This window comes from Streptomyces sp. NBC_00425 (assembly GCF_036030735.1).
Taxonomy (GTDB): domain Bacteria; phylum Actinomycetota; class Actinomycetes; order Streptomycetales; family Streptomycetaceae; genus Streptomyces.
In genome coordinates, this window is record NZ_CP107928.1 from 8,619,612 (window position 1) to 8,643,460 (window position 23,849).

18 protein-coding genes and 2 pseudogenes are annotated in these 23,849 nt (G+C 69.0%); 13 read left to right on the top strand and 7 right to left on the bottom strand.

The annotated features are described in order from the left end of the window. Positions 1–16: 16 nt before the first annotated feature. The 5 genes and pseudogenes from OHS82_RS37970 to OHS82_RS37990 form a co-directional block, all read right to left on the bottom strand. Positions 17–1,072, bottom strand: a complete 1,056-nt coding sequence (locus tag OHS82_RS37970) for a glycoside hydrolase family 5 protein (protein WP_328436155.1) — start codon at positions 1,070–1,072, stop codon at positions 17–19. 63 nt (positions 1,073–1,135) lie between these two features. Further along, positions 1,136–2,008 (bottom strand): annotated as a pseudogene (locus tag OHS82_RS37975) (SGNH/GDSL hydrolase family protein); the annotation flags it as partial. Positions 2,009–2,783: 775 nt separating this feature from the next. Beyond that, positions 2,784–2,942, bottom strand: a pseudogene (locus tag OHS82_RS37980) (transposase family protein); the annotation flags it as partial. 27 nt (positions 2,943–2,969) lie between these two features. Beyond that, positions 2,970–3,260, bottom strand: coding sequence for a hypothetical protein (locus tag OHS82_RS37985; RefSeq protein ID WP_443042389.1), 291 nt, complete (start codon positions 3,258–3,260; stop codon positions 2,970–2,972). 892 nt (positions 3,261–4,152) lie between these two features. Then, entirely contained in the window at positions 4,153–5,196 is a 1,044-nt protein-coding gene (locus OHS82_RS37990) for a LacI family DNA-binding transcriptional regulator (RefSeq protein WP_057581378.1), read from the bottom strand. A 385-nt stretch (positions 5,197–5,581) separates the two neighbouring features. Here OHS82_RS37990 and OHS82_RS37995 point away from each other — a divergent pair, with 385 nt between their 5' ends. The 13 genes from OHS82_RS37995 to OHS82_RS38055 all read left to right on the top strand — a co-directional run bounded on the left by OHS82_RS37995 (position 5,582) and on the right by OHS82_RS38055 (position 21,436). Then, complete coding sequence (locus OHS82_RS37995; protein WP_328435494.1) at positions 5,582–8,032, top strand: RICIN domain-containing protein; 2,451 nt, start codon at positions 5,582–5,584, stop codon at positions 8,030–8,032. 55 nt (positions 8,033–8,087) lie between these two features. Further along, the gene (locus OHS82_RS38000) at positions 8,088–9,224 is read left to right on the top strand and encodes a ricin-type beta-trefoil lectin domain protein (protein WP_328435495.1); all 1,137 of its coding nucleotides are present in this window, start codon (positions 8,088–8,090) and stop codon (positions 9,222–9,224) included. A gap of 361 nt (positions 9,225–9,585) precedes the next feature. Next, positions 9,586–11,013: an arabinofuranosidase catalytic domain-containing protein gene (locus tag OHS82_RS38005; RefSeq protein WP_328435496.1), complete on the top strand. Its 1,428-nt coding sequence runs from the start codon at positions 9,586–9,588 to the stop codon at positions 11,011–11,013. A gap of 330 nt (positions 11,014–11,343) precedes the next feature. Then, entirely contained in the window at positions 11,344–11,763 is a 420-nt protein-coding gene (locus tag OHS82_RS38010; RefSeq protein WP_328435497.1) for a hypothetical protein, read from the top strand. Continuing rightward, positions 11,760–12,008: an RICIN domain-containing protein gene (locus tag OHS82_RS38015; protein WP_242433266.1), complete on the top strand. Its 249-nt coding sequence runs from the start codon at positions 11,760–11,762 to the stop codon at positions 12,006–12,008. The genes OHS82_RS38010 and OHS82_RS38015 overlap by 4 nt, the downstream gene beginning before the upstream one ends. A gap of 77 nt (positions 12,009–12,085) precedes the next feature. After that, on the top strand, positions 12,086–14,494 hold the full coding sequence (locus tag OHS82_RS38020; RefSeq protein ID WP_328435498.1) for a ricin-type beta-trefoil lectin domain protein: 2,409 nt from the start codon (positions 12,086–12,088) through the stop codon (positions 14,492–14,494). 81 nt (positions 14,495–14,575) lie between these two features. Continuing rightward, complete coding sequence (locus OHS82_RS38025) at positions 14,576–16,558, top strand: alpha-L-fucosidase (protein WP_057581388.1); 1,983 nt, start codon at positions 14,576–14,578, stop codon at positions 16,556–16,558. Between the two features lie 48 nt (positions 16,559–16,606). Next, entirely contained in the window at positions 16,607–17,941 is a 1,335-nt protein-coding gene (locus OHS82_RS38030) for an RICIN domain-containing protein (protein WP_328435499.1), read from the top strand. 598 nt (positions 17,942–18,539) lie between these two features. Beyond that, entirely contained in the window at positions 18,540–18,986 is a 447-nt protein-coding gene (locus OHS82_RS38035) for an SRPBCC domain-containing protein (protein ID WP_057581801.1), read from the top strand. Then, positions 18,983–19,351: an ArsR/SmtB family transcription factor gene (locus OHS82_RS38040; protein WP_328435500.1), complete on the top strand. Its 369-nt coding sequence runs from the start codon at positions 18,983–18,985 to the stop codon at positions 19,349–19,351. The genes OHS82_RS38035 and OHS82_RS38040 overlap by 4 nt, the downstream gene beginning before the upstream one ends. A 13-nt stretch (positions 19,352–19,364) precedes the next feature. After that, the gene (locus OHS82_RS38045; protein ID WP_328435501.1) at positions 19,365–19,886 is read left to right on the top strand and encodes a hypothetical protein; all 522 of its coding nucleotides are present in this window, start codon (positions 19,365–19,367) and stop codon (positions 19,884–19,886) included. Between the two features lie 417 nt (positions 19,887–20,303). Next, entirely contained in the window at positions 20,304–20,828 is a 525-nt protein-coding gene (locus tag OHS82_RS38050; RefSeq protein ID WP_242433267.1) for a peptidylprolyl isomerase, read from the top strand. 398 nt (positions 20,829–21,226) lie between these two features. After that, positions 21,227–21,436 (top strand): DUF6243 family protein, encoded by a 210-nt coding sequence (locus OHS82_RS38055; protein ID WP_057581399.1) that lies wholly within the window; start codon positions 21,227–21,229, stop codon positions 21,434–21,436. A gap of 121 nt (positions 21,437–21,557) precedes the next feature. Here the strand turns inward: OHS82_RS38055 and OHS82_RS38060 are convergent, their stop codons facing one another. Both OHS82_RS38060 and OHS82_RS38065 read right to left on the bottom strand, forming a co-directional pair. After that, the gene (locus OHS82_RS38060; protein WP_242433268.1) at positions 21,558–21,854 is read right to left on the bottom strand and encodes a protealysin inhibitor emfourin; all 297 of its coding nucleotides are present in this window, start codon (positions 21,852–21,854) and stop codon (positions 21,558–21,560) included. A gap of 68 nt (positions 21,855–21,922) precedes the next feature. Then, a complete protein-coding gene (locus OHS82_RS38065; RefSeq protein WP_328435507.1) occupies positions 21,923–23,119 on the bottom strand; it encodes a M4 family metallopeptidase in 1,197 nt (398 codons plus the stop codon). Positions 23,120–23,849: the final 730 nt, after the last annotated feature.

A 23,849-nucleotide genomic window follows, 5' to 3' on the forward strand; every position in this document is an offset into this window, starting at 1 on the left:
TAGGGGGCGAGTGGCGTCAGTGGTGGAGCCGGGGAACGGCCGGGGGGTTGGTGTCCGTGACGCCGGCGGAGAAGACCGCTGCCTCCTTGGCGGTGGCGGCGATGCCGTTCGCTCCGTCGAAGAGGCGTCGACCCCAACCGGTGAGCTGGTTGGGGTCGAAGCCGGTGACCAGGTCCAGGTATTGCACATCGCTGCTGTTGCCGCTCCATGACCAGCCCAGGTAACCGAGACGGAGCCGCTGCGCGGCGGCCAGTATGGCGTCCTCGTCGGGATTGCCGTCCGAGTGGTTGTGGCCGAACTCTCCGACCATGATGGGGAGTTTCGCGGCCACGAAACGGTTCAGGTAGTCGTCGACCTTCGTAGCCGTGTTGAAGACGCCGTACATGTGGACCGAGAACACCGTGTTGCGGTCCGGGTCGGCGGCGAACACCGACGCGGCGTTGTCGCGCATCGTGAACGCCCAGTCCTGGCCCCAGTTGGGCGCGTCCACCATCAGCGTGTGGTGGAACCCGGCGCTCCGCAGCTTCTGGACGGCGGCCTTGGTGTCGGCCGTCCACCTCGCGTAGTCGCTGTTTCCATACGGCTCGTTGCCGATGTTGACGATGACGTACTTCTCCTGGCCGGCCAGGACATTCCTCACGCTGATCCAGTAGTCGGCGGCGCGGGACAGGGTGGCCGCGCCGCTCTGGTCGCCGTAGCCCGTGGTGTCGTGGACTTCCAGGACGCAGATGAGCCGGTTCTGTTTGCACTGGGCGACGACGTTCGCCACGTCGGCGGCGGTGTTGCGAGCCCAGCGGTCACCGCCGGCGAGGACGACTCGGACGGTGTTGGCGCCCTTGGCCTTGATGTGGGAGAGGGCGCTGATCCGGCTCGGATACCAGGTGTGGGCGTGGTTGACGCCCCGCATCACGAAGTCGTTGCCGGACGCTTCCAGCAGGCGGCCGTTCTGGACGCGGAAGCCGGTGGGCGCGGCCTGCGCCGGCGCGGCGAAACCGAGCAGGGGGACGAGGAGACCCAGGAGAGCTGCCAGGACGGCGGCCGCTCGTGGGGCGGTTGGCGTGCGGAATCTCATGGCGGCTCCAGGAGAAGAGGACCGTGCACTCAGGAGGAGGCGGTGTGTGCCGTGAGAGCTGCCGGCGGCGGTGCGGGTGCCGGCCGTGACGTGGAACGCGGACGTCCTGCTCATCGTCCTCTCGCCCTGGCGGCCGCCCCTCCAGGCGGAGGAGGCCCGACGACGGCCAGGAAGGCGGACCACCGGAGTCCGGCCCGCTCGGCACATCGTTCACAGGAGAGCGGCGAGGGCGGGATACCAGCGGGCGGCGATCTTCGTGTTTCCCGAGGCGGACGGGTGCACCCCGTCGTAGGTGTCGCCCGAGGTGTTGAAGCCCGTCCACTGGTCGACCACGGTCACCGGGGAGCGGCTTGTGCTCGTCGCCCGGGCCCAGCCGGGGATCCGCGCGTTCAGGTCGGCCACGCGCCCGGTACAGCCGGTGCAGTTGGCGGGGTTCATCGGAATGATCTGTGCGACCAGGATCCTCATGTTCGGGTTCGACGCCCGCATCTGTGTCACCAGCTTGGTATAGGCGGCCAGGATGCGGTCGGGCGCGATGCTGCTCCAGACGTCGTTCGTGCCGAAGTGCATGACAACGATGTCGGGACGAGTGGCCGAGAGGCGGGCGGGAAGCAGGTTCTGGTTCGCCGCGTTGGTGACGAGCTCACCGCCGTGGCCCTCGTTGTCGCCGTCGAACGCTTGGGGACAGCCCTGCTGGCTGAGGGTCCCGACGAAATCGATGTTCGAGTGGCCGGAACTGCGCAGATGGTTCCACAGCACCGCTCGCCAGCAGCCGGGCGAGCCGGTGATCGAGTCACCCAACGGCATGATGCGTACGGGAGCGGCCACGGGGGCAGCGGCGCCCACGGGCGCGAGGACCAGTTGGGTCGGACCCAGGGTCAGCGGAAGCAGAATCGGCAGGATCCGGAAGAACGGTAATGGTGGGTTGCCGCGCATGTCAGTCCCTTTCCTGTGCGAGCCGGGAGCGCATTCAGAGGTGGGCTTCGGTGACCAGTTGTCTCGCCGCCGCGCAGCCGCCACAACGGCGACAGGCCTGGCTCGGGTCCACCACTCGTCAGGCGTGGGATGCAGGCAGCGCAGATACCAGGGCGAGGCGGGATTTCCGAAGAAGTGCCCAGGGGGTGGGGCCGGTCGTAGGCGGTGTTCTGCCGCGTCGGGCGCGGCACTGGGTGCCCGGTGCTGCGAGGTGATGCGCGTGTGCCGGTCAGCGCGAGGGAGGTGATGCCGTCGAGCAGTCGGTCACGGCGAACCGTATCGTCGCTCTTCGCGGTGCCGGTGGGGTGCCGAGGGTTGCGGCGATCACGGTGGCCTCCGATGCGTGGGGGTGCCGAGTGAACCGGTGCCACCGGGGGCGGGAAGGGTCATTCACTCGGACGGGCATGGGAACGCTCCCACGGAGCGTAGGAAGACGCCGGGGCAACGTCAAGGATTCCGTCGAAACTTGGTGTGCGGCCGAATCGCCCGCTCATGGTGCCGATGAGCGAGGCGGCGACGATGCGCTTGAGGCTGGCGGGGGCTGGGGGAGCGGGGTGTGCGGAGGTCATGACGCCACTTCCTCATGTGCGGTGGGGACGGGTATGTGTCGGCACACCGTAGAAACAGGCAGTTCAGGCGCACATTTGGCGGGACACCATAGTTGAGGGGGCAGCTGTGCGTACAACCACCATGCCGGTTCAGGGGTTCGAAGAGGGGCGAAACGAGTGCTGTCCAGGATCGCCTGCTCGAGAGTGGGGGCGAGTGCGGCCAGTACCTCGGTAGCCTCGGGGACATAGCGGTGGGCGGCGGCCACGCCGATGCCGAAACCGGCCGCGAACAGGGCAAAGGTGTGTCCGCACCGCGGGTGCGCCAGGCTCGTCAACGCTTGGCGTCCGCAAGCTCCGCACTGTCATGAGGGTCGCTAATCGGACCGGCATGAATCCTCATTCATCTTGTCGTTGTCCGGGCGGTAGTGGTTGATGTACGCGCTGTCTGCGGCCACTGCTGCTGAAAGATTGTTCTTGAAGTCAGTGGTCCACTGGGTTCTCGCGTACTTGACGAGCGCTTTGCGGATTCTTTCGCATTCAGCCAGGTGGCCCTTAGGGAGGCCGATTCCGTAGTAGGTGGGATCTCCGATGTTGATGTCTGGGAGGACCTGGAGCTCGTCGTTCTGGGCTGCGTATCCGTAGAGGAGAACCGTGTCGGTGAACACGGCGTCGGTTTCTCGCCGGAGGACCTTCCGGACGCAGTTGGAGAAGCTCGGTGCCAGGGCCAGTGTCACTCCATGGGGGAGATCGGCGCGGGCCTCGGCCTCGGTGGTTCCGGCGGGTGTCGGCCGCTTCGGGCTGGGCGGTCAGTTGCGCACCGGAGAGGCAGTTGCTGGTGGCGCCCTGCAGGTTGTCGAGTGAGACGGTGAGCGCGAGGTAGCGCCCCGGCCGTGGCGCGTTGACGACCAGGTGTGCCACACCGCCCTCCCCGGCGTCGAGGGTGGTGGGGTTGGGGGATATCCGCGGCATGAGATCGACGCCGCTGGAGGGGTGCCCCTGGAAGGCGATGGCGCCGATGACTCCGCATGCCGCACCCACGGCGAAGGCGCATGCGGCAACAGCGAACAGCCGTCGGCGGATGCCTGGGCGGACGGGCTCCCAGGGGGTGCAGGTCCAGACCACGACCTGGTCCCGGTACTTAGTGATGAAGACGTGGCGTTCCAGGAAGCGATGCTTCCAGCAGAGTCATCGTCTGCTGGTGGAACAGCGCCGACGCGTCGTTGACCAGCGCGTTGCCGCCGCTCTCCGCTTCGGCGGCATCGCCGGCCCGAGAACGGTCCGGCTCCGACCGATGCGGTCCCTCGGACTGGCCGGCCGCCCGGCGTCACGAGGGGAGCGAAGCCCAAGAGGGGTCCGCCTGCCGTGCCCTCTCGCGCTCGGGTGTGGGGTGGCCGTCGCCAGCCGCCCTGCACGCCGCGGCCGGCCTTCTGCCCGGCTGGACCGGGAGGGGCGACAACGGCCGGTCTCCGGGCGGAGGTGCTCGGCCGGCAGGACTCGGCATGTGGAACGGTCGGCGTAGGGGGCGTCCTGCGGACGGGGTCGCCGTACCCGCACGGCTCAGCGCGCCCCGCGGTCGGGTGACGCCTGCCGGCCGGTGCGCGCGGCGGCTGTGCTGGAGCGCAGCGAGATCGGTGGGGTCAACAGGATGTGCCGAGGCGGGGCGTCCGGCGCGGTGATGCGTTCCACCAGAAGGGCAACGGCCTTCTCACCCATTTCCAGGGCCGGTACGTCTGCCGCCGTAAGCGGCGGGCGGAAGTCCTCGGCCCAGGTCCTGGCCGCCACTCCGGTGATGGAGAAGTCGTACGGCACGTCGAGGCCGGTGTCCGCCAGCGCGCGCTGGATGCCGGGCAGGGCGGCCTCGTTGATGGTGGTCACGGCGGTGAGGCCCGGACATCTGCGCAGCAGTGCCTCGACGCATTCCTGACCTGAGCGGGCGTCGTCTCCGCACGGCACTTCGATGCCGTCGAGGTCGCGTTCGGTCACGGCGGCCTCGAAACCCTCTCTGGCCCTGCGCGCCGGGCCGTAACCCGCCGCGACGAGTTCGGCGGAACGCGTGATCAGAGCCACTCGGCGGTGCCCCAGATCGGCGAGGTGCCGCACGCAGTGCCGGACCAGGCCGGCGTAGTCGACGTCGATCCAGGACATCTGCTGGTCGCCGGCGGTGTGCCCGATGCCGACGAAGGGCAGTCCGGCAACCTGCAGGCGACCCACGCGAGGGTCCTCCAGGCGGATCTCCATCAGGATGACGCCGTCCACCCGGCTCTCCGACACCAACCGCTCGAAGGAGCGGTCGTGGTCCGCGCCGGAGGGGGACAGGAGCACGTCCAGGTCGACCCGGGCTGCGGCGTCGACCACGCTGGCCACGAAGTCGAGTTGCATGTGTGTGAGCCTGTTTCCGGCCGGCGGGATGACGAGACCGATCGTCCGGGTCCGGCCCTCCTTGAGGGCCCGCGCGGTCGCGTTGGGGCGATATCCCAACTCGTTGATCACGTCCTGGACCCGTCTGCGGGTGCTGCTCGCGACGGGTCGCTTGCCGCTGAGCGCGTACGACACCGTGCTGCGTGACACGCCGGCGCGCCGAGCGATCTCCCCGATGTTCATGCAGCCCCCAAGAACCCGCCCGGAGGCCGACAGGATAGCCCGCGGCGACCGGTCCGCAGCCGGGCACGGGTGCGCGTTGCCCTCTTTCGGACACCGGATCGGCGGGACGCGAACCGATGTGCGTTCACGCGAAACCTTTCGAGCTGCCGATCGCTTCCGACCCGCAGAATCAGCCGTCGAATCGATTCCGCGACAAGGTTCGCGACAGGCCGTCCCGCGACCTTGACAGCTCGCGGAGCCGGGAGCACCGTCTCCCCCCGAAACCTCTCTGCAATCTCGCGCCCCCAGCGTCACCGCACGACCCGACCGGGTTGCGCCGACACGGTAGGAGATCAGATGAGAACCGTGCGGCGGGGCCCTCACGCGCCATCACTGAAGGATGACCATGTCGAGAGCCGAAGTGCTCGGCTGCCGGTGGGCCGCCCCGGTAGCTCTGCTCGCCTTACTGGTCGGGAGCCTGGCCACGGCCACGGCCCCGGACGCGTTCGCCGTACCGGCCGAGCGCCAGGCGCCTGCCGCCGCCCTGTACGTGGATCCGGGTGCGGCCCCCGGCGGGAGCGGCACCGCCGAGCAGCCGTTCGCGACGATCGAGCAGGCGCGGCAGCCCGCGCACCGGCTCTCGGCCGATACGGACGTCGTGGTCCACCTGGCCGGTGGCACCTACCGGTTGTCCAAGCCGCTGACGTTCGGATCCGGCGACGGCGGCCAGAACGGCCACACCATCGCCTATCAGGCCATGGCCGGGCAGCAGCCGGTCCTGAGCGGCGCCCAGCGCGTGTCAGGTTGGCAGGTGCATGATCAGAACAGCAATATCTGGTCGGTCCATGTCGGTACGGGTGTGAACACGCGTCAGCTGTACTTGAACGGCAGGCAGGCGCCGCGGGCGGCGATCCAGGTGCCCCGCTCCAGCTTCACCTTCACCCAGACCGGCCTGACCGTCACCGACTCCTCCCTCGACTACCTGGCCGGCCTCTCGGACCAGAGCCACATGGAAGTCGAGAGCCTCAACTCCTTCACCGACCGCTATGCGCCGGTCAAGTCGATCAGCGGCAGAACGATCACCATGCAGCAGCCCGCATGGAACAACAACTCCTGGGGCTACGACACCGTCAACGCGCCGTTCGCCGGCGGGACCATGTACCTGGAGAACAACTACGCGTTCCTGAAGCAGGCCGGACAGTGGTACCTCGACTCGTCCACGGGCGACCTGTACTACCGGGCCCAGCCGGGGCAGGACCCGAACAGTCTCGACGTCGAGCTGCCCCGGCTGCAGAGCCTGCTCGGCATCAGCGGCAGCTACGGCTCACCGGCGACCGGCCTGAAGTTCACCGGCATCCGGTTCACGGGAACCTCCTGGCTCGGCCCGAGCGGACCCGACGGCTACGCGGACCAGCAGAGCGGCGCGCACATCACCGGTGCCTTCGCGATGCCCGCCAACTGGCTGAGCACCTGCAAGTCGGGGTGCACCCAGTTCGAGGCCACCCGCAACCACTGGGTGCAGATGCCCGCGGCCGTACAAGTCTCCGCCGCCACCGACATCACGCTCTCCGAAAACACCTTCTCCGAACTCGGGCAGGCCGGACTGGGCGTGGGCAACGACGGCGTCGCCACGGCGTCCGGCGTCGGACTCGGCGCCAACGGCGTCACCGTCACCCGCAACACGTTCACCGACATCGCGGGCAGCGGGATCCAGGTCGGCGGGATCCGGCCGGACGCGCACCACCCCGGCAACCCGCAGATGACCAACCAGAACATCACCATCAGCAACAACAGGGTCAGCGGGGTGGGCACCGACTACAAGGAGACCGCGGGAATTTTGTCCACCTACGTCACCAACGCGACGATCACCCACAACCAGTGCGACCACCTGCCCTACGACGGGATCGACATCGGCTGGGGCTGGGGGACGAACGACCCCGGCGGCAGCCAGGACTACGCAGACCGGGGCACGTACAACTACCAGCCCGTCTACAGCACTCCCACGACGCTGAAGAACAACACCGTCTCCCGCAACCTGGTCTTCGACACCAAGAACGCGATGCACGACGGCGGCAGCATCTACAGTCTGTCCGCCATGCCCGGCTCGGTGATCTCCGAGAACTACATGTACGACAACAACCGCACCACCGCGCTGTACCTCGACGAGGGCTCCCGGTACCTGAGGGTGTCCGACAACGTGGTGCAGGACGCCGGCAACTGGGCGCTCACCAACGCCAACGCGAACAACCACACCGACGACAGCACCTTCTCCGGCAACTGGTACAACGGCGGCAACACCTACGTGGCCACCGGTCCGCCGCACAACAACGTCCTCACCGGCAACGTCCTGGTCGGCGGCGCCGACTGGCCGCAGGGCGCCAGGCAGGTCATCCAGCAGGCCGGCGTCCGGCCGACCGGCGGCGGCTTCCCCACCGGCTACCACCAGCTGGTGGTCGGCAGCACAGGTCTGTGCCTGGACGTGTACGGCAACTCCACCGTCGCGGGCGCCGCGATCGACCAGTGGACCTGCAACGGACAGGGCAACCAGCAGTTCGAGTTCGTGCAGGTCTCAGGCGGCTACGGGCAGCTGAGGGCGCAGCACTCCGGACACGTCGTGGCGGTGTCGGGCGGCTCCACGACAGCCGGTACGCCCGACATCGTGCAGCAGGCCCCGAACGGAGCGGCCGGCAGTCTGTGGCTGCCGGTACAGCAGCCCGACGGCTCCTACTCCTTCCAGAACAAGAACAGCGGCCTCTGCCTCGACGTCTACGGCGGCGGCAGCAACCTCGGCCAGCAGCTCGACCAATGGCCCTGCAAGAACTCAGCCGGCAGCAACCAGGACTTCACGCCCCGTTGACCGGCCCGCGTGCTCGTTCACCCCACCCACTGACCCGCACCAGTGAGGAACGCTTATGAAGAAGTACCTGGCACCCTGGGGCGCGGCGCTGGCGACCGCGCTCGGTCTGGGCGCCGCCCTGCCCGCGGCGGCCGCCACCGGCACCGAGTCGCCGCCCTCCGCCGTACGGGCCGCCGTGCCCACCGCCCTGCGGTTGATGCCGTTGGGGAACTCCATCACCTGGGGCGTCGGCAGCTCGTCGGGGAACGGCTACCGCGGCTTCCTGCGGAACCAGCTGGCGGCCGAGGGACACGCACTGGACTTCGTCGGCTCGGGTCGAAACGGCACCATGTCCGACCCGGACAACGAAGGCCACTCCGGCTGGCGGATCGACCAGATCACCGGCATCGCGGACTCCGTGCTGGCCCGTTACCGCCCGAACGTGGTCACTCTGGAGATCGGCACCAACGACCTGAACGGCAACTACCAGATCCCGACCGCCCCCGACCGGCTCCGCGCGCTCATCGACCGGATCACCAGCGCCGCCCCCGACGCGACCGTCCTGGTCGGCACCGTGATCATCTCCACCAGTGGCACGGAGGAGGCCAACCGGCCCGCGTTCAACGCCAAGATCCCCGGGATCGTCCAGGCCGCGCAGGCCGCCGGCAAGCACGTACGCCTGGTGGACATGAGCGCCCTGACCAGAGCGGACCTGGCCGACGCCCTGCACCCCAACGACACCGGCTACCGCAAGATGGCGGACGCCTTCACCGCCGGAATCCAGGCAGCGGACGCGGCCGGCTGGATCAAGCCGCCGGCTTCCGCGGGCGGCGAGGTGCGCTCGGGGATCGCGGGGAAGTGCCTGGACGTCAACGGTGGCAACAGCGCCAACGGGACCGCGGTGGACATCTGGTCCTGCAACGGCTCCGACGCCCAGCTCTGGTCCGCTCGCTCCGGCGGCACCCTGCTGGCCCTCGGGAAGTGCCTCGACGCCACCGGCCGCGGTACCGCCAACGGCACGAAAATCGCTGTCTGGGACTGCAACGGTGGCACCAACCAACAGTGGCAGGCGTACAACGGCGGTTACCGCAACCCGGTCTCCGGCCGCTGCCTCGACCTCCCCGGCGCGTCCGCCGCCGACGGAACGCAACTGGTCCTGTGGGACTGCAACGGCGGCGCCAACCAGCAGTGGACGGCTCTGCCGGTCTCCTGACCCGGTGAACCTCAGATGAGGTGAGGAACACCCGCGCCCGGCACGGCGGCCGTCGCCGGACGCGGGTTTCACCATGCCCTGACAGCGGCTCAGTCCCACGTATACATGGGATGGATGAGGTTCTGACGTAGGGCGACACGTCTATTGACAGCGCGAGAGGCGTATGGAATCACTATCGACATGGGATGTCTGAGGATCCCCTGTGGATGCTCCAGAGCGTCCTGGCCCCTTCGGACAGGCACGGCACTCGCTGTCCGCTTCCCCCACATATCCAAGGAACAGAATGCAGCCTTCATTCGTTCCGCCCCGGAGCCCCGCGGCTCTCGGACGACGCTTACCGGCGGCCGCCACCGTATGCGTCATGGCACTGCTGGCCGTCCTGCTCGCGACTGCGCCGTCCTGGCCGTCGGCGGCGTCGGCGGCGACCCTGGTGAGCTCGGCGTCGGGACGGTGCCTGGATGTCAAGGGCAACGTCGACACGCCGGGAACGGCGCTGGACATCTGGGACTGCAACGACCAGGCCGATCAGTCCTTCGAGTTCACGTCGGCGGGTGAGCTGAGGACGATGGGCGGCACCCGGTGCGTGGACGCCTACGACAACCGGACGACTCCCGGAGCCCCGGTGGTCATCCGGGCATGCGACGGCCGGCCGGCCCAGGTGTGGCGACGGAACTCCGATGGGTCCGTCACCGGTGCGGCATCCGGCTTCTGCCTGGACGTCAGCGGAGACGGAACGGCCAACGGCACCGCGGTCATCCTGTGGACCTGCAACGGCCAGAGGAACCAGAAGTGGGGCACCCCGGCGCCTCCGCCTCCGCCCGGCGGGTCCGGCCCCTGCGACATCTACGCCGCGGGCGGCACGCCGTGCGTGGCCGCGCACAGCACGGTGCGGGCACTGCAGCGTTCGTACAACGGCCCCCTGTACCAGGTCAGGCGCTCCTCGGACAACGCCACCAGGGACATCGGCCTGCTGGCGCCCGGCGGCTTCGCCGACGCGGCGGCGCAGGACTCGTTCTGCGCCGGCACCTCGTGCGTGATCACCGTCGTACGCGACCAGTCCGGACACGGCAACGACCTGTGGTACCAGGGATCGGCCCAGGTGCCCGGCTCGAGTCAGAGCAGCCCCGCGAAGGCGACCTCCGAGTCGCTCACGGCCGGGGGCGCCAAGGCCTACTCGCTGTACGTCAACCCCGGGAACAGCTACTGGCGGGACGGCCACCTGACGGGCGTGCCGACCGGTGCCGCACCCGAAGGGGCGTACATGGTGACCAGCGGCACCCACGTCAACAGTGGCTGCTGCTTCGACTACGGCAACAGCGAGACGAGCCGGAAGGCCGACGCCGCCGGGGCGATGGACGCGATCAACTTCGGTACCCAGTGCTGGTTCGGCGGGTGCGCCGGCAGCGGCCCCTGGGTGCAGGCCGATCTCGAGTGGGGCCTGTACCCCGGCGGCAGCCAGTCCTGGAACCCCGACCAGCGGGCGTTTCCCGGCAAGTTCGTGACGGCGATGCTGAAGAACAACGGCACGTCGAGGTTCGCCCTCAAGGGCGGCAACGCGCAGTCCGGTGGCCTGACCACGCTGTGGGACGGCAGACTTCCCGGCGGATACGGCCCCATGAAGAAGCAAGGGGCCATCGTCCTGGGGAGCGGCGGCGACTGCTGCAAGCCCGGCGGCGGCGCCAACCTGAGCGCCGGCACCTTCTATGAAGGAGCCATCGTCGCCGGCTACCCCTCCGACGCGACCGACGACGCCGTACAGGCCGACATCACCGCGGCCGGCTACCGCTGACCCCCTCTGCTCCCCCCACCCGGCCGAGGAGTCGATGACCTATGCCCACGACCATGGCCAGAGCCAGGCGTCCCGCGCCGCTGCCGACGCCGGCGTCCCCGCGCAGAACCCTGGCACTCACCTTCTCGGTCGTGCGGCTCGTCGTAGCCGCCCCCCTCCTCGGTCTGGGCAGGGCGCAGCCCGCCGCCGCGCCGGGCAACGGGCTCGCGCTGACCCCGCAGATGGGTTTCAACGACTGGAACGCGTACGGCTGCCCTGACCTCGGCGGGCATCGAGCCGCTGCCGCTGTCCTCGAACGAGTACCAGCCCGCCGACCGGCAGACCGCCGGGGTGACGGCCTGGTACCTCGCCCGGTTCGCGCAGTCCCGGTACACCAACGCGATGCGCGGCAACTGGGTGTGCTGCGTCACCCCGAGCCTGACCGGCGTCCTCACCCGGAGCGGGGGCAGCCGGCAGCCCACCGGCAACCGGTGGGCGCTCCGGGACTACGCCGACATGACCGGGACCCCCGTCGATGCCTGCGGCCAGGTCGGCTCGACGGCGATCTCGGCCGCCGTGGACGCCTCCGCCAGGCGAGCGGTCGCGGTCGTCGGCGACTCCAACGGGTACACGGGCGCCGCGTCCGTGACCTTCAACGGGCTGTCGTCGGTGCCGTGGCCGGCGAACGACGGCAGTGTGCACGTCACCGTGCACCGCATCCCGGACCAGGCGCCACTCGCGGCCCCCAGACCGTGCACGACCAGGACGTGAGCACCGCGGGTGGCTCGATCACCGTGCCGTTCGCATTCCAGGGCGCGCACGACGCCTTCGCCGTTTGTCTCACCCCCGCCTCGTCCGGCGACGGGGGCTTCCCGGACGGCTACCACCGACTCGTGGTGGCGCACGACAGCTTGTGCCTGGACGTCCACGGCGCCGGCGGCGACCTGGGCCAGCAACTGGACCAGTGGCAGTGCGAGAACGCGCCGGGCGCCGACCAGGACTTCTTCGTCCGCTGACCGTACAGCCATCGGACCCTGCGGCCGGACCCGCCACCACCGGCCACGGACAACCCCACCTGCGAAAGGAACCCACCGTGTCAGCATTCGGACGGCCGTTACGGCGCCTGCGCGCCGGAGCGGCCGTGCTCGCGGGCCTCCTCCTGACCGCCGGCGGCATCGTCGGCACGGCCGCCGCGCCGGCCCAGGCCGCCACCTCCGTCACGATCAACGGAGCGTCCGGCGGCCGGACCTTCGACGGCGTCGGCGCGATCAGCGGCGGGGGCGGCAACAGCAGGCTCCTGATCGACTATCCCGAGCCCCAGCGCGGCCAGGTCCTCGACTACCTGTTCCGGCCCGGCTACGGCGCCTCCCTGCAGATTCTCAAGGCGGAGATCGGCGGCGACACCAACTCCACCTCGGGGGCCGAGCCGAGCCACCAGCACACCCGTGCCGACCTGAACTGCGGCCGGGGCTACGAGTGGTGGCTGATGGAGCAGGCCAAGGCGCGCAACCCCGCCCTCAAGCTGTACGGGCTCGCCTGGGGAGCGCCCGGCTGGATCGGCGGCGGGAACTTCTGGTCCACCGACATGGTCAACTACGCGCTCTCCTGGCTCGGTTGCGCGAAGAAGCACGGGCTGAGCATCGACTACCTCGGCGGGTGGAACGAGCGGGGCTACAACGTCTCCTGGTACCAGCAGCTGCGCACCGCTCTCAACAGCAACGGCTACGGCAGCGTCAAGCTCGTCGCGGCCGACTCGGACTGGTCCGTGGCGAACGACATCAACTCCAACCCGGCGTTCGCCTCCGCGGTGAGCGCCATCGGCACGCACTATCCCTGCGGCTACCGGTCGTCCCAGTCCAACTGCTCGGTTCCATCGGCCGCCCTGGCGTCCGGCAAACCCTTGTGGGCGAGCGAGAACGGCTCGGACGACTACAACGGGGGAGCGCAGGCCGTGGCCCGTGGCATCAACCGCGGTTACATCGACGGAAGGATGACCGCGTACCTCAACTGGCCGGTGGTCGCAGCGCTCACCCCCAACCTGCCGTACCCCACGATGGGCCTCGCCCTGGCCTCGCAGCCCTGGTCCGGCGCCTACTCGATCGGCAAGAACACCTGGGTGATGGCACACACCAGCCAGTTCACCGCCCCGGGGTGGCGGTACCTCGACTCCTCCAGCGGCTACATCGGCGGCAACCGCGCCAACGGAAGCTACGTGTCGCTCAAGTCCCCCAACGACTCCGACTACTCGACGGTCATCGAGACGATGGACGCCGGCAGCGCCCAGACGCTGAACTTCAACGTCACCGGGGGGCTGTCCACCAGGACCGTCCACGTCTGGTCCACCGACGTCAGGTCCGGCAACACGGCCGACCACTTCGTGCACGCCACGGACATCACCCCGTCCGGCGGCACCTTCAGCCTGACCGTGCAGCCCGGGCACATGTACACCCTGACCACCACGACCGGACAGGGCAAGGGCACCGCCACCGGCTCGGCCAAGGCCCCGCTGAAGCTGCCGTACAGCGACTCGTTCGACGGCAATGCCACCGGTACCGAGGGGAAGTACCTCATGGACTGGCAGGGCGCCTTCGAGGCGGTGGGCTGCGGCGGCGGCCGTAGCGGTATGTGCGTGCGCCAGATGAGCCCGCAGAAGCCGATCACCTGGGACACGCTCACCGATCCGCACGCCCTGCTCGGCGACGTGAGCTGGGGCAACTACACGGTCTCGTCGGACGTGATGCTCGAACAGCCCGGATACGTCGAACTGATCGGCCGTGCGGGCGGGCACGACTACGACCGCACTGGAGGGCAGAACGCCTACCGCCTCAGGGTGAGCGACTCGGGCGCCTGGTCGATCCTGAACTCGAACACCAACGGCACCGTCTCCACGCTGGCCCGCGGCACGACCGCCGCGCTGGGCACCAACCGGTGGCACACCCTGGGCCTCACCTTCTCCGGCGCCACGATCACCGCGGTCGTCGACGGTGCCACGGCCGGTTCCGCGAACGACGGCACCTGGGCGACCGGGCAGATCGGCTACGGGACCAGCCAGGGCGAGACGGCTCAGTTCGACGACCTGTCCATCACCCCCGGCAGCGGCGGGAGCGGCGGCGGTACGACCGGCGCGATCGTCGGGTCCGCGTCCGGCCGGTGCGTGGACGTGCCGAACCAGTCGCACACCGCCGGCACCCAGGTGGCGCTGTGGGACTGCAACGGCGGCAGCAACCAGCAGTGGACGGACACCTCGGCCGGTGAGCTGCGGGTCTACGGGAGCGACTGCCTGGACGCGGCCGGCCAGGGCACCAGCCCCGGCACCAAGGTGGACATCTGGGGCTGCAGCGGCGGCGCCAACCAGAAGTGGACGCTCCACGCCGACGGCACCATCACCGGTGTCCAGTCCGGTCTCTGCCTGGACGCGACCGGCGCCGGAACGGCCAACGGCACCCCGCTGCAGCTGTGGACCTGCAACGGCAGCAGCAGTCAGAAGTGGACGCGCGACTGAGCCGGTGCCGGTTCGACGCTCCCCGACTCCCGCACCTCCTCCGAGGTTCCCGCTCCGACAGTCCCCCGAGAGGCCCCATCCATGTCTTCCTCCTCCCTGCCGCTCAGCCGGCGCCGTCTGCTGGCCGCGGCCGGCGCTGCGACAGCCGTCGGCCTGCTGCGGTTCGCACCCGACGCCGCCGCGACCGAGGGCCCCCAGAGCTACTCCCCGAGCTGGTCCTCCGTGGACCAGCACCCTCCGGCCCCGGCCTGGTTCCAGGACGCCAAGTTCGGCATCTACTACCACTGGGGCGCATTCAGCGTTCCGGCGTTCGGCAACGAGTGGTATCCGCGCAACATGTACATCGGCGGTTCGGCCGAGAACCGGCACCACATCGCCACCTACGGCGACCCCTCGGCGTGGCCTTACCACAACTTCATCGACGGCGCCCGTGACAAGGCCGGCAACTTCGTGCAGTTCGCCCCCAGACTCGCCTCTCAGGGCGGCAGGTTCGACCCTGACGCCTGGGCGCGGCTGTTCAAGGCCGCGGGCGCCAGGTTCGCCGGCCCGGTCGCCGAACACCACGACGGCTTCTCCATGTGGAACAGCCGCTCCAACCCGTGGAGCTCGGTCCAGCACGGCCCCCGGCTCGACCTCGTGGGGCTGCACGCGCAGGCCATCCGGGGGCAGGGACTGAAGTTCATGGCCTCGCTGCACCACGCCTACAACTTCAACGGCTACTACGACCACGTGCCGTCCCAGTCGGACCCCACGCTGCGCACCCTCTACGGCCAGCTGGGCTCGGCGGCGGAGAACAAGCTCTGGTACGACAAGCTGGCCGAGGTCGTCGACGGTTACCAACCGGACCTGGTCTGGCAGGACTTCGCCCTGAACCAGGTGCAGGAGTCCTATCGGCTCCAGTTCCTCGCGCACTACTACAACCAGGCGGTCACGTGGAACAAGGACGTGGCCGCGACCTACAAGGACGGCTTCAACAACAAGGGCGAGGTCTTCGACTTCGAGCGCGGCGGCCCGGCAGGACTGCTCACCCCCTACTGGCTGACCGACGACAGCATCTCCTCCTCCAGTTGGTGCTACACGGTCGGCATCGGCTACTACTCCACGCAGGCCCTGCTCCACTCGCTGATCGACCGGGTCAGCAAGGGCGGGAGCATGCTGCTGAACATCGCCCCGATGGCCGACGGCACCATCCCCTCCGGGCAGCAGTCCATCCTGCTCGCCATGGGCGACTGGCTCGGCCGCTTCGGAGAGGCGGTCTACTCCACCCGCTCCTGGGCCAGTTACGGCGAGGGCCCCACCAAGATGGGCGGAGGTTCGTTCAGCGGACCGGTGGCCGGCAAACCGCAGGACGTCCGGTTCACCCGCAGCAAGGACAACAAGGTCCTCTACGCCACCGCCCTGGGCTGGCAGGGCGGCACCATGACCATCGCGACGCTCAACTCCCACCAGATCAACCTCAGCAGTCTGACCGGCGCCAAGCTGCTGGACAACACCGCCGGCACCTACATCGACCTGCCCGCACCCACCCAGGACGCCTCCGGCCTGCACCTCGCCATGCCCTCGTCCAACCCGCCGTTCAGCGCCCTGGCGTACACGGTCAAGCTCACCTTCTCCGGAGAGATCCCCACCCTGGGCGCGCCGGGCGGCTCCACCACCTGGGTGAGGATCGCGAACGTGACCAGTGGGCTTCTCCTCGACAGCGGCGGCACCGTCGCCTCCGGCTCCAACCTCAAGCAGTGGAACTCCGACGGCAGCACCAACCTGCAGTGGCAGCTGATCGACCTCGGCAACGGCTACCACCGCATCGTGAACCGCACCAACGGCATGGTCGCCGACAGTTACGGCAACACCGCCAACGGCGCTCCCGCCCGCCAGCAGGCGTGGAACGGCGGCAACAACCAGCAGTGGTCGCTGGCCGGCCTCGGCAACAACCGCTACCAGATCGTCAACCGCGCCACCGGCACCGCCCTCGACGGCAGCGGCAGCACCACGGCCGGCTCGACCACGGTGCTGTGGACGCCGAACTCCAGCACCAACAACCAATGGACCATCACCGCCGTCTGAGCACCGGCGAACCCCCTGTCCCTCCCTCGACCACGGAAGAAGGAGAGCATGAAACGCAAACCGCTCTTGTCGTCCCTGGTGGCCGCGCTGCTTCTCGTTCTGGCAACCGCGGGCACCTCGTTCAGCAGTGGTCTCGGCGTACCCACGTCGGTGACGAAGACCGCCGCGGCCAGCACCGGCTGTGGCAAGCCCCCGGCGCTGACCAGTGGCAACCACACGATTCAGAGCGGCGGCCAGAACCGCGGTTACATCCTGCGGGTCCCCGCCGGCTACGACAGCAACCGCCCCTACCGGCTGATCTTCGGCTTCCACTGGCGGGGCGGCACCGCGAACGACGTCGACTCGGGCGGAACGGACGGGTACAACTGGTCCTACTACGGCCTCAGGCGCCTGGCGGACAACGCGAACAACGGCACGATCTTCGTCGCACCACAGGGCAACGGAAACGGCTGGGCCAACCCTGGAGGCCAGGACCTGGCCTTCGTCGACGCCATGGTCAACCAGATCGAAGCCGGCCTGTGCGTCGACACCACCCAGTTGTTCGCCGGCGGCTTCAGCTATGGCGGCGGGATGTCGTACGCCATCGCCTGCTCCCGGGCGACGGTCTTCCGCGCGGTCGCGGTCTACTCCGGCGCCAACCTCAGTGGGTGCAACGGCGGCACGCAGCCCATCGCCTACATGGGTCTGCACGGCATCAGGGACAACGTGCTGCCCATCTCGCTGGGACGGGAACTGCGCGACACCTTCGTCCGGAACAACGGCTGCACCCGGCAGAACCCGCCCGAGCCGGCGGGCGGAAGCCTGACGCACATCATCACCACGTACTCCGGGTGCCGGTCCGGCTACCCGGTCGTCTGGGCCGCGTTCGACGGCGGCCATGACCCCGGTCCCGTGGAGGGTTCCACCGGCAGCGGCTGGCGCACCTGGACGTCGGCGGCGGTGTGGCAGTTCTTCACACAGTTCGGCTCGAACACGCCGACGCCGCCAGAGCCCTCCGGCAACCAGAAGATCGTCGGCCAGCAGTCGGGGCGCTGCCTCGACATCAACAACTCCACCACGGCCAACGGCACGCAGGCGCAACTGTGGGACTGCAACGGCGGCTCCAACCAGCGGTGGACCCACACCACCGGAAAGCAGCTGGTGGTGTACGGCAACAAGTGCCTCGGCGTGGGCCAGGCAGCCGGCAACGGCACCCCGGCGGCGATCTGGGACTGCAACGGCCAGGCCGACCAGCAATGGAACATCAGCCCCGACGGCACGATCACCGCGGCGCAGTCGGGGCTCTGCCTGGACGCCGGCGGCCAGGGTACCGCCAACGGGACGAAGATCCAGCTGTGGAGTTGCTCGGGCGGCGCGAACCAGCACTGGCGCCTGGAGAACTGACACACCGGGGGCAGGCACCGCATCCCACGGGCCTGCCCCCGCAGACGAACCGGAGCGCAACCGCAGCCACCGCGGCCGGCGGAGGCCGTTCACCTGCGACTCGGGTAGTGCCATCTGCCTGAGGCCGAGTGGGGCATGCGCGCCTTGTCAGGCGGCGTCGTGATCGCTGGCAAGGGATGGACGGACGACGGCGCCGTGCATGAGGTGCAGTTGCACGCCCGGAGGCATCAGCCGGACAACTGGTTGATGCCCCCGCGCGTTCGGTTCGGTGGCCCAGACCCGCTGAGGAGGTCGGCAGGCAGCCCGTCGGCGCCGCCCTTCGCCGACTGAGCGACCTTCGCCATGAAGGGGCTCCTCACCTCGACACGGTCAAGCACCCGACGGATGGTTTGCGGATCTTGGCGCGTGCGACCTGTCTGGTCGTGACGGCGTCGGATGTGGCGTAACGGCCGCAGCGCCGACCGCCGCGGGCGAGCTTCTCAGGCGACCGAAACCTGTTTGCCGCCCGCAAAGTGCAACCCTCGGGTTGCGTGTGGCCATTCCATGTGCAACTGTGGAGTTGCAGGAGGCGAAGCCGGAGACGATGAAGGAGTACCTCATGAGCGAGGACCGGATCGAACGCGAGACCCTGATCGCAGCGCCCTTGGAGCGGGTCTGGTCGCTGGTGGCCCAGCCGGGGTTCTGGGTTGCCGACAAGGCGAGCCTTCCCGGCACCGTGGCGAGGGAGGGCGAGTCGATGGTGGCGAAGAACGCCGAGCACGGCGACTTCCCGGTGCGCGTGGAGAAGGTCGAGCCGCCGACGTATCTGGCCTACCGCTGGACCAGCGCGTTCCCCGGTGAGGAACTGCGCGAGAACAACAGCACGCTGGTGGAGTTCACGCTGACCCAGGAAGGCGACCGGACGCGGCTCCGTGTCGTCGAGAGCGGCTTCGCGGCGCTGGCCGGGCCCGCGGAACTGCGCAGCCAGAACCGGAAGGACCACAGCGAAGGCTGGCCCCTGGAGCTCGGCGCGCTCAAGACGCGTGCCGAGCAGCCGGCCACGTGACGGAGGAAGGCTCCGGCGCCGCCGACGTCGTCGACAGCGTCATCGGTGCGCTGGCCGACCCGACGCGACGCCGGCTGCTCGACCTTCTCGCCGCACAGGGCGAGGCCACCGCCACGACGCTCGCCGAACGACTTCCCGTCTCGCGGCAGGCGGTGGTCAAGCACCTCGCCGTCCTGGACGCGGCCGGGCTGGTGTCCGGCGCTCGCGTCGGACGGGAGGTGCGGTACGCGGTCCGGCCCGCGGCGCTGGACACGACGGCACGGTGGATGGCCTCGCTCGCGACGGAGTGGGACCGGCGGCTGGCCCACATCAAACGCGTCGCCGAAGCAGCGGAGCGCGATGCGGATCCGACTCAATCCGACTGAAGGGAAGCGCGGCATGGACACGGCACCTTTGCGCGAGGCCTACGACAGACTGCTCGAAGTGGCGGCCGGACCCGACCTCGGCGAGGCGGCCGACGGAGGGTGGAACGCCGACCAGGTGCTGGCCCACCTCCTCAGCGTCGACGCCTCGATCGCGGCGGTGGCCCTGGGCGTGGTCGCCGGCGCGCGGCCGACCTTCGACAACCGGATCTGCCTCGACCCGTGGAACCTGAACCGGATCATCGCCGAGCGCGCGGACCGGGCGGACCTGATCGAGCACGTCCGCGACCAGGCCGGCGTCCTGTGCGACGTCGCCGATCGGCTCAGTGAGGAGGCCGCCTCGATCCTGGTGCCGTCGCTCCTCGTGTCTCATGACGAACTGGTACTGGACCAGCCGGTTCCCCTGGCCGGCCTCATCGACGGCCTCGCACAGGACCACGTGCCCAGGCACACGCAACAGCTCCTCGGCCTTCGCGTCGCCGCCGGCGCAGTGCCTCCGACCGGACTGCCCGCAACCCCGGTACATCCTGGGCTGTGAGCCGCCGGCAGCCGCCGGGCCGCCATCGGCATGCTCAGGGCGTGGGGCCGAAGCACTCAGGATCGTGCAGCTCGGCGAACGGACACAGCTGGTACCCGCGTCCGCGGGCCGAAGGCTGGGAGGCGGACGTGGCTTGCGGACGGGTACTCGCCCGCCGGGCCGGGCTCTAGACTGCGACCGCTCCGAAATCTGACGATCTTTTGGAGGGTGTGCAGGATGAACCGAGCTCTCATGGCTGTATCGGCGGCGGCAGCGTTGGTCGTGTCCGGGGGTAGCGCCACCGCCTCCGCTTCCGATGCCCCGCCGCGAACCACGCACGGTCCTTGCCAGTACACCCAGACCCCGGACGAGCCGGCGGCGCGGCCGGTTCCCCTGCCGCCCGACCCGCGGCACACTCCCCGTCACGGCACGGTCGACATGGCTGTCCCGACCAGCCAGGGCCCGCTCCCGCTGCGTCTGGACCGGGCGAAGGCGCCGTGCACGGTCCAGAGCTTCGTGCACCTGGCGCGGCACCGGTTCTACGACCGTACGGTGTGCCATCGGCTGACGGCGTATCCGACGCTGAAGGTCCTGCAGTGTGGCGACCCGACCGGCACTGGCGAGGGTGGGCCGGGGTACCAGTACAAGGATGAGCTGCCGGTGGACCTGCCGCCGGCACCGAGCGATCCGACCGGCGTCCGTCGCCTCTACGGGCGCGGTGTGCTGGCGATGGCCAACGCCGGGCCGAACACGAACGGTTCGCAGTTCTTCGTCGTCTACGGCGACTCCGCACTGCGACCCAACTACACGGTGTTCGGTACCGTCGGTGCCGCCGGCCTGAAGACGCTCGACAAGATCGCTGCCGGTGGTATCGAGCCAACTACGCAGGACCCGGCCCCTGTCGACGGCATACCCGTGCTGCGGACCGAGCTGCTCGGCGTCCGGCCGTCCTGCCGGCCCTGATGAACCGCGATGCGGTCACCGTGGGTCCAGCGTGCCTGGTCTCACGGTGACGGGGTGGAGGCTCACATGTAGGCCAGGACGCCGCCGTTCGAGCCGATGACCACTTGCCCTCCCAGGATCTTCGCGGAGCGACTTCCGAGGAACGGGGCTGCAGAGCCCGGCCGGCTCTGGCGGGGAACGGCTGCGCCCGGGCGCTCACCGAAGGCCCGGTCGACGCCGGGACAGCGAAAAACCTGGTGTGCGGAGCCGACGGGGCCGGGTAACGTGTCCTCATGTTCTTCCAGACGCCGATTCACGAGTGAGAGCGTGACGGGCCCCTGCTGACGTCCTTCGAGGTCGCCGTGCCCGTCCCCCACCGGTGAATCCGTAGATCACTTCACGACATTCCGGGAGAACCCGTGAGCAAGAACATCAACAACCCCGTGGGCATGGGCGGCGGCCAGCGCAAGAAGCTGTCCCGCGCCGAACGGCAGAACAACGGTCCGCACCGCAACCTCGACCGCCAGGGTGCCGCCGACCAGAAGGCGGAGCTGGTGCGCAAGATGCGCGAGAAGGCGGGCGCAGCCGAGGGTGCCGGGCAGACGGGCGACAACACCGCACAGAGCTGACGCACCGCCACCGCAGGCGGCACCGCACGGGGCAGGGCCCGGACCGCGACACGTGGTCCGGGGTGCTGTTCCACGGGCGACGAAGCGAGCCACAGGCACGCCGCCTTTGCAGCGTCGGCCCTCACTGCCGGGCGGTATGTTGCCTGAGCCGTCGCAGCAACGCCGCGAACTCGGCGGACATGGTCGTATCCGACTGCACCAGGACGGACGCGTGGCCGCCCTCCTCAACCGTGATGGAGTAGCTCATGGCGTCCCGCGCGAGGCTGGAGGGTTCCTCGGTACCTTCCGCCACCGACCGGGCGGCTGCGGACACCAATCGGTGCATCTCGGCAGCGGCTCCGTCGGGCAGGGTGTCCGTGTCCAGGACCTGCGGCGGAAGGTCGGCGAGAACTGTGGCAGCGAGCCCTCCGTCTGTCACCAAGGTGATTTTCATGGCACCTCACGGGCGTCCAGCGCCCTCCGCCGTTCCGGCGGAGGGCGCGGTGATCAACGGGCGCTGGTCACACGTCCCTTCAGCGTGGCCACGTCGTTGCTCAGTTCCTGGACCTGGCCTGCAAGAGCCTGAACCCGCCTGGCCACTGCCGCCACGGAATCCTGCTGGCCCGCGTCACTGCTCTCGTCGACCAGGCGGCCCTGTTCCTTCGCGATCCCGGCCGGCACCCCGGTGACGGTGATGCCCACCTGCTGCCACGCGCCCAGTACGGCCTGTTGCTGGAGGCCGCCGACTTCGTAGAGATCCCCTGCCTTCTGGTAGGTGGTATCGGCGAATTCCTGGAACCGCGTCTCGCTGTTGGACGCCTTGAGTGATTCGTACCAGATCATTCCCGGAGCCTTCCACGCAGGTCCGCCGATGGCTGCCGCCGTCAGGTAGAAGGCTTTGTTCGGGATTCCGGAGTTGGTGTGCACCCCACCGTGGTCGCTCGACGTGTGGACGTAGTTCGACATGTGGTCAGGCTGAGGGTCCCGTTCCCAGGCGTGCCCAGGGGCCTTCAATGATCGCAGAGCGTCCATCTGGACCATGGGTGTGAAGACCTCGCGGCCGATCAGCCAGTCCGCCTGATCGGCCGTCTGATTCAGCGTCCATTGCTCGACCAGCGTCCCGAACACGTCGGAAATGGACTCGTTCAGAGCCCCGGACTGGTCGCGATACACGAGTCCCGCGGTGTGCTCGGTCACTCCGTGCGCCAATTCGTGGGCGATCACGGAAATCGAGCCCGTGAGATCTGAGAAGATGATTCCGTCACCGTCGCCGAAGCACATTTCCCGCCCGTCCCAGAAGGCGTTGTTGTACTTCTCGTCGTAGTGAATGTAGCCGTCCAGCCGCATCCCTTGGCCATCGATGGAGTTCCGGGCGAACACTTGCTGGAAGAATTCTCGAGTCCTGCCGAGGGCGTCGAACGCCCGGTTGGCGGCGCCGTCCGATGACGGCGGCCCGTCCTCGGACCGGGCCAGTACCGCGAAGGCGAAATCCGTGCCGTTTCGGCAGTCGAAGACTGTCCTGCGCCCGTTCCCGGGCGTGGCGGCGCCGGGGAAGGCTGCCAGAACCGTCCGCGCGCCCCTCAGGCGGGCAGTGGTGAGCAGGGTGTTCAGAGCTGCCTTCCGCACCTCAGGATCATCGCTTTCCAGAAGGTCCTCGAGGATATACGGGGGAATCGCGCAGTTCACTCGACGTTCGCTGGTCATGGGGGGCTCCGTGATCCTAAGCCTAAGGGTTGTTGATGATTCTCCGATTGCCGCCCGCCGGGACCGCCCAGGGTGAGATGCTTATTGGCCTTGCCGGAGCGTCCAGATGGGCTGGGCTGTGAGACGTGGCCGATCAAAGCAGCCTGACCGTCGGCCACTTCGCATGTGTCACGTTGTGGGTTTTCTCCCAATATCAGCATTGCAGGGTTCCGGGTGCGGTGCCACATTTCACCGCCCAGTTGCAGAAAGGGTGTTGACTTTTTCGATTTCACATAACTCCCCGCATTCGCCCCGATTCTTTGGGTGGAGGCGGGTGTCGCGTCGAGGGTCGAGCTTCTCTACTGGCCGTGAGGGGCCGCGAACAGCGCACGGTTGACGGTTTGCTGAGTTGGGGAGGTCACGGCCCGGCCGGCGCCCGAGGGAACGAGGGCGAGATCCACCGCGTCGCCCCGTCCGACGTGCGGGTCCCGCCTGCATATGCGGTGTCTGCCGCGCCTCTTCGGAGCGATTTTCGGCTGTGCAGGTTACTGCGCCGGTCCCTTCGACCCGGCCATGCACTGCGAAGGCGCGCTCCAGGGCACACACTGGAAAGACGAGTTCACCTTGCCTTCGATCCTGGTCACGCATCCTCCGCTTCCGGGACGGCCCAGTGTTGCGGGGCGAAAACAGGTCGGAGCAATCGACCGCATACCTGAATGCCGGCAGTGGGCGAGGAGGCGGCCTGTCTGTC

What these genes read in the sequence shown, in the direction of transcription:
- OHS82_RS37970 (WP_328436155.1), bottom strand. Translation starts at nt 1,072, where the DNA reads ATGAGATTCCGCACGCCAACCGCCCCACGAGCGGCCGCCGTCCTGGCA.
- OHS82_RS37990 (WP_057581378.1), bottom strand. Translation starts at nt 5,196, where the DNA reads ATGAACATCGGGGAGATCGCTCGGCGCGCCGGCGTGTCACGCAGCACG.
- OHS82_RS37995 (WP_328435494.1), top strand. Translation starts at nt 5,582, where the DNA reads ATGTCGAGAGCCGAAGTGCTCGGCTGCCGGTGGGCCGCCCCGGTAGCT.
- OHS82_RS38000 (WP_328435495.1), top strand. Translation starts at nt 8,088, where the DNA reads ATGAAGAAGTACCTGGCACCCTGGGGCGCGGCGCTGGCGACCGCGCTC.
- OHS82_RS38005 (WP_328435496.1), top strand. Translation starts at nt 9,586, where the DNA reads ATGGCACTGCTGGCCGTCCTGCTCGCGACTGCGCCGTCCTGGCCGTCG.
- OHS82_RS38025 (WP_057581388.1), top strand. Translation starts at nt 14,576, where the DNA reads ATGTCTTCCTCCTCCCTGCCGCTCAGCCGGCGCCGTCTGCTGGCCGCG.
- OHS82_RS38030 (WP_328435499.1), top strand. Translation starts at nt 16,607, where the DNA reads ATGAAACGCAAACCGCTCTTGTCGTCCCTGGTGGCCGCGCTGCTTCTC.
- OHS82_RS38035 (WP_057581801.1), top strand. Translation starts at nt 18,540, where the DNA reads ATGAGCGAGGACCGGATCGAACGCGAGACCCTGATCGCAGCGCCCTTG.
- OHS82_RS38045 (WP_328435501.1), top strand. Translation starts at nt 19,365, where the DNA reads ATGGACACGGCACCTTTGCGCGAGGCCTACGACAGACTGCTCGAAGTG.
- OHS82_RS38050 (WP_242433267.1), top strand. Translation starts at nt 20,304, where the DNA reads ATGGCTGTCCCGACCAGCCAGGGCCCGCTCCCGCTGCGTCTGGACCGG.
- OHS82_RS38065 (WP_328435507.1), bottom strand. Translation starts at nt 23,119, where the DNA reads ATGACCAGCGAACGTCGAGTGAACTGCGCGATTCCCCCGTATATCCTC.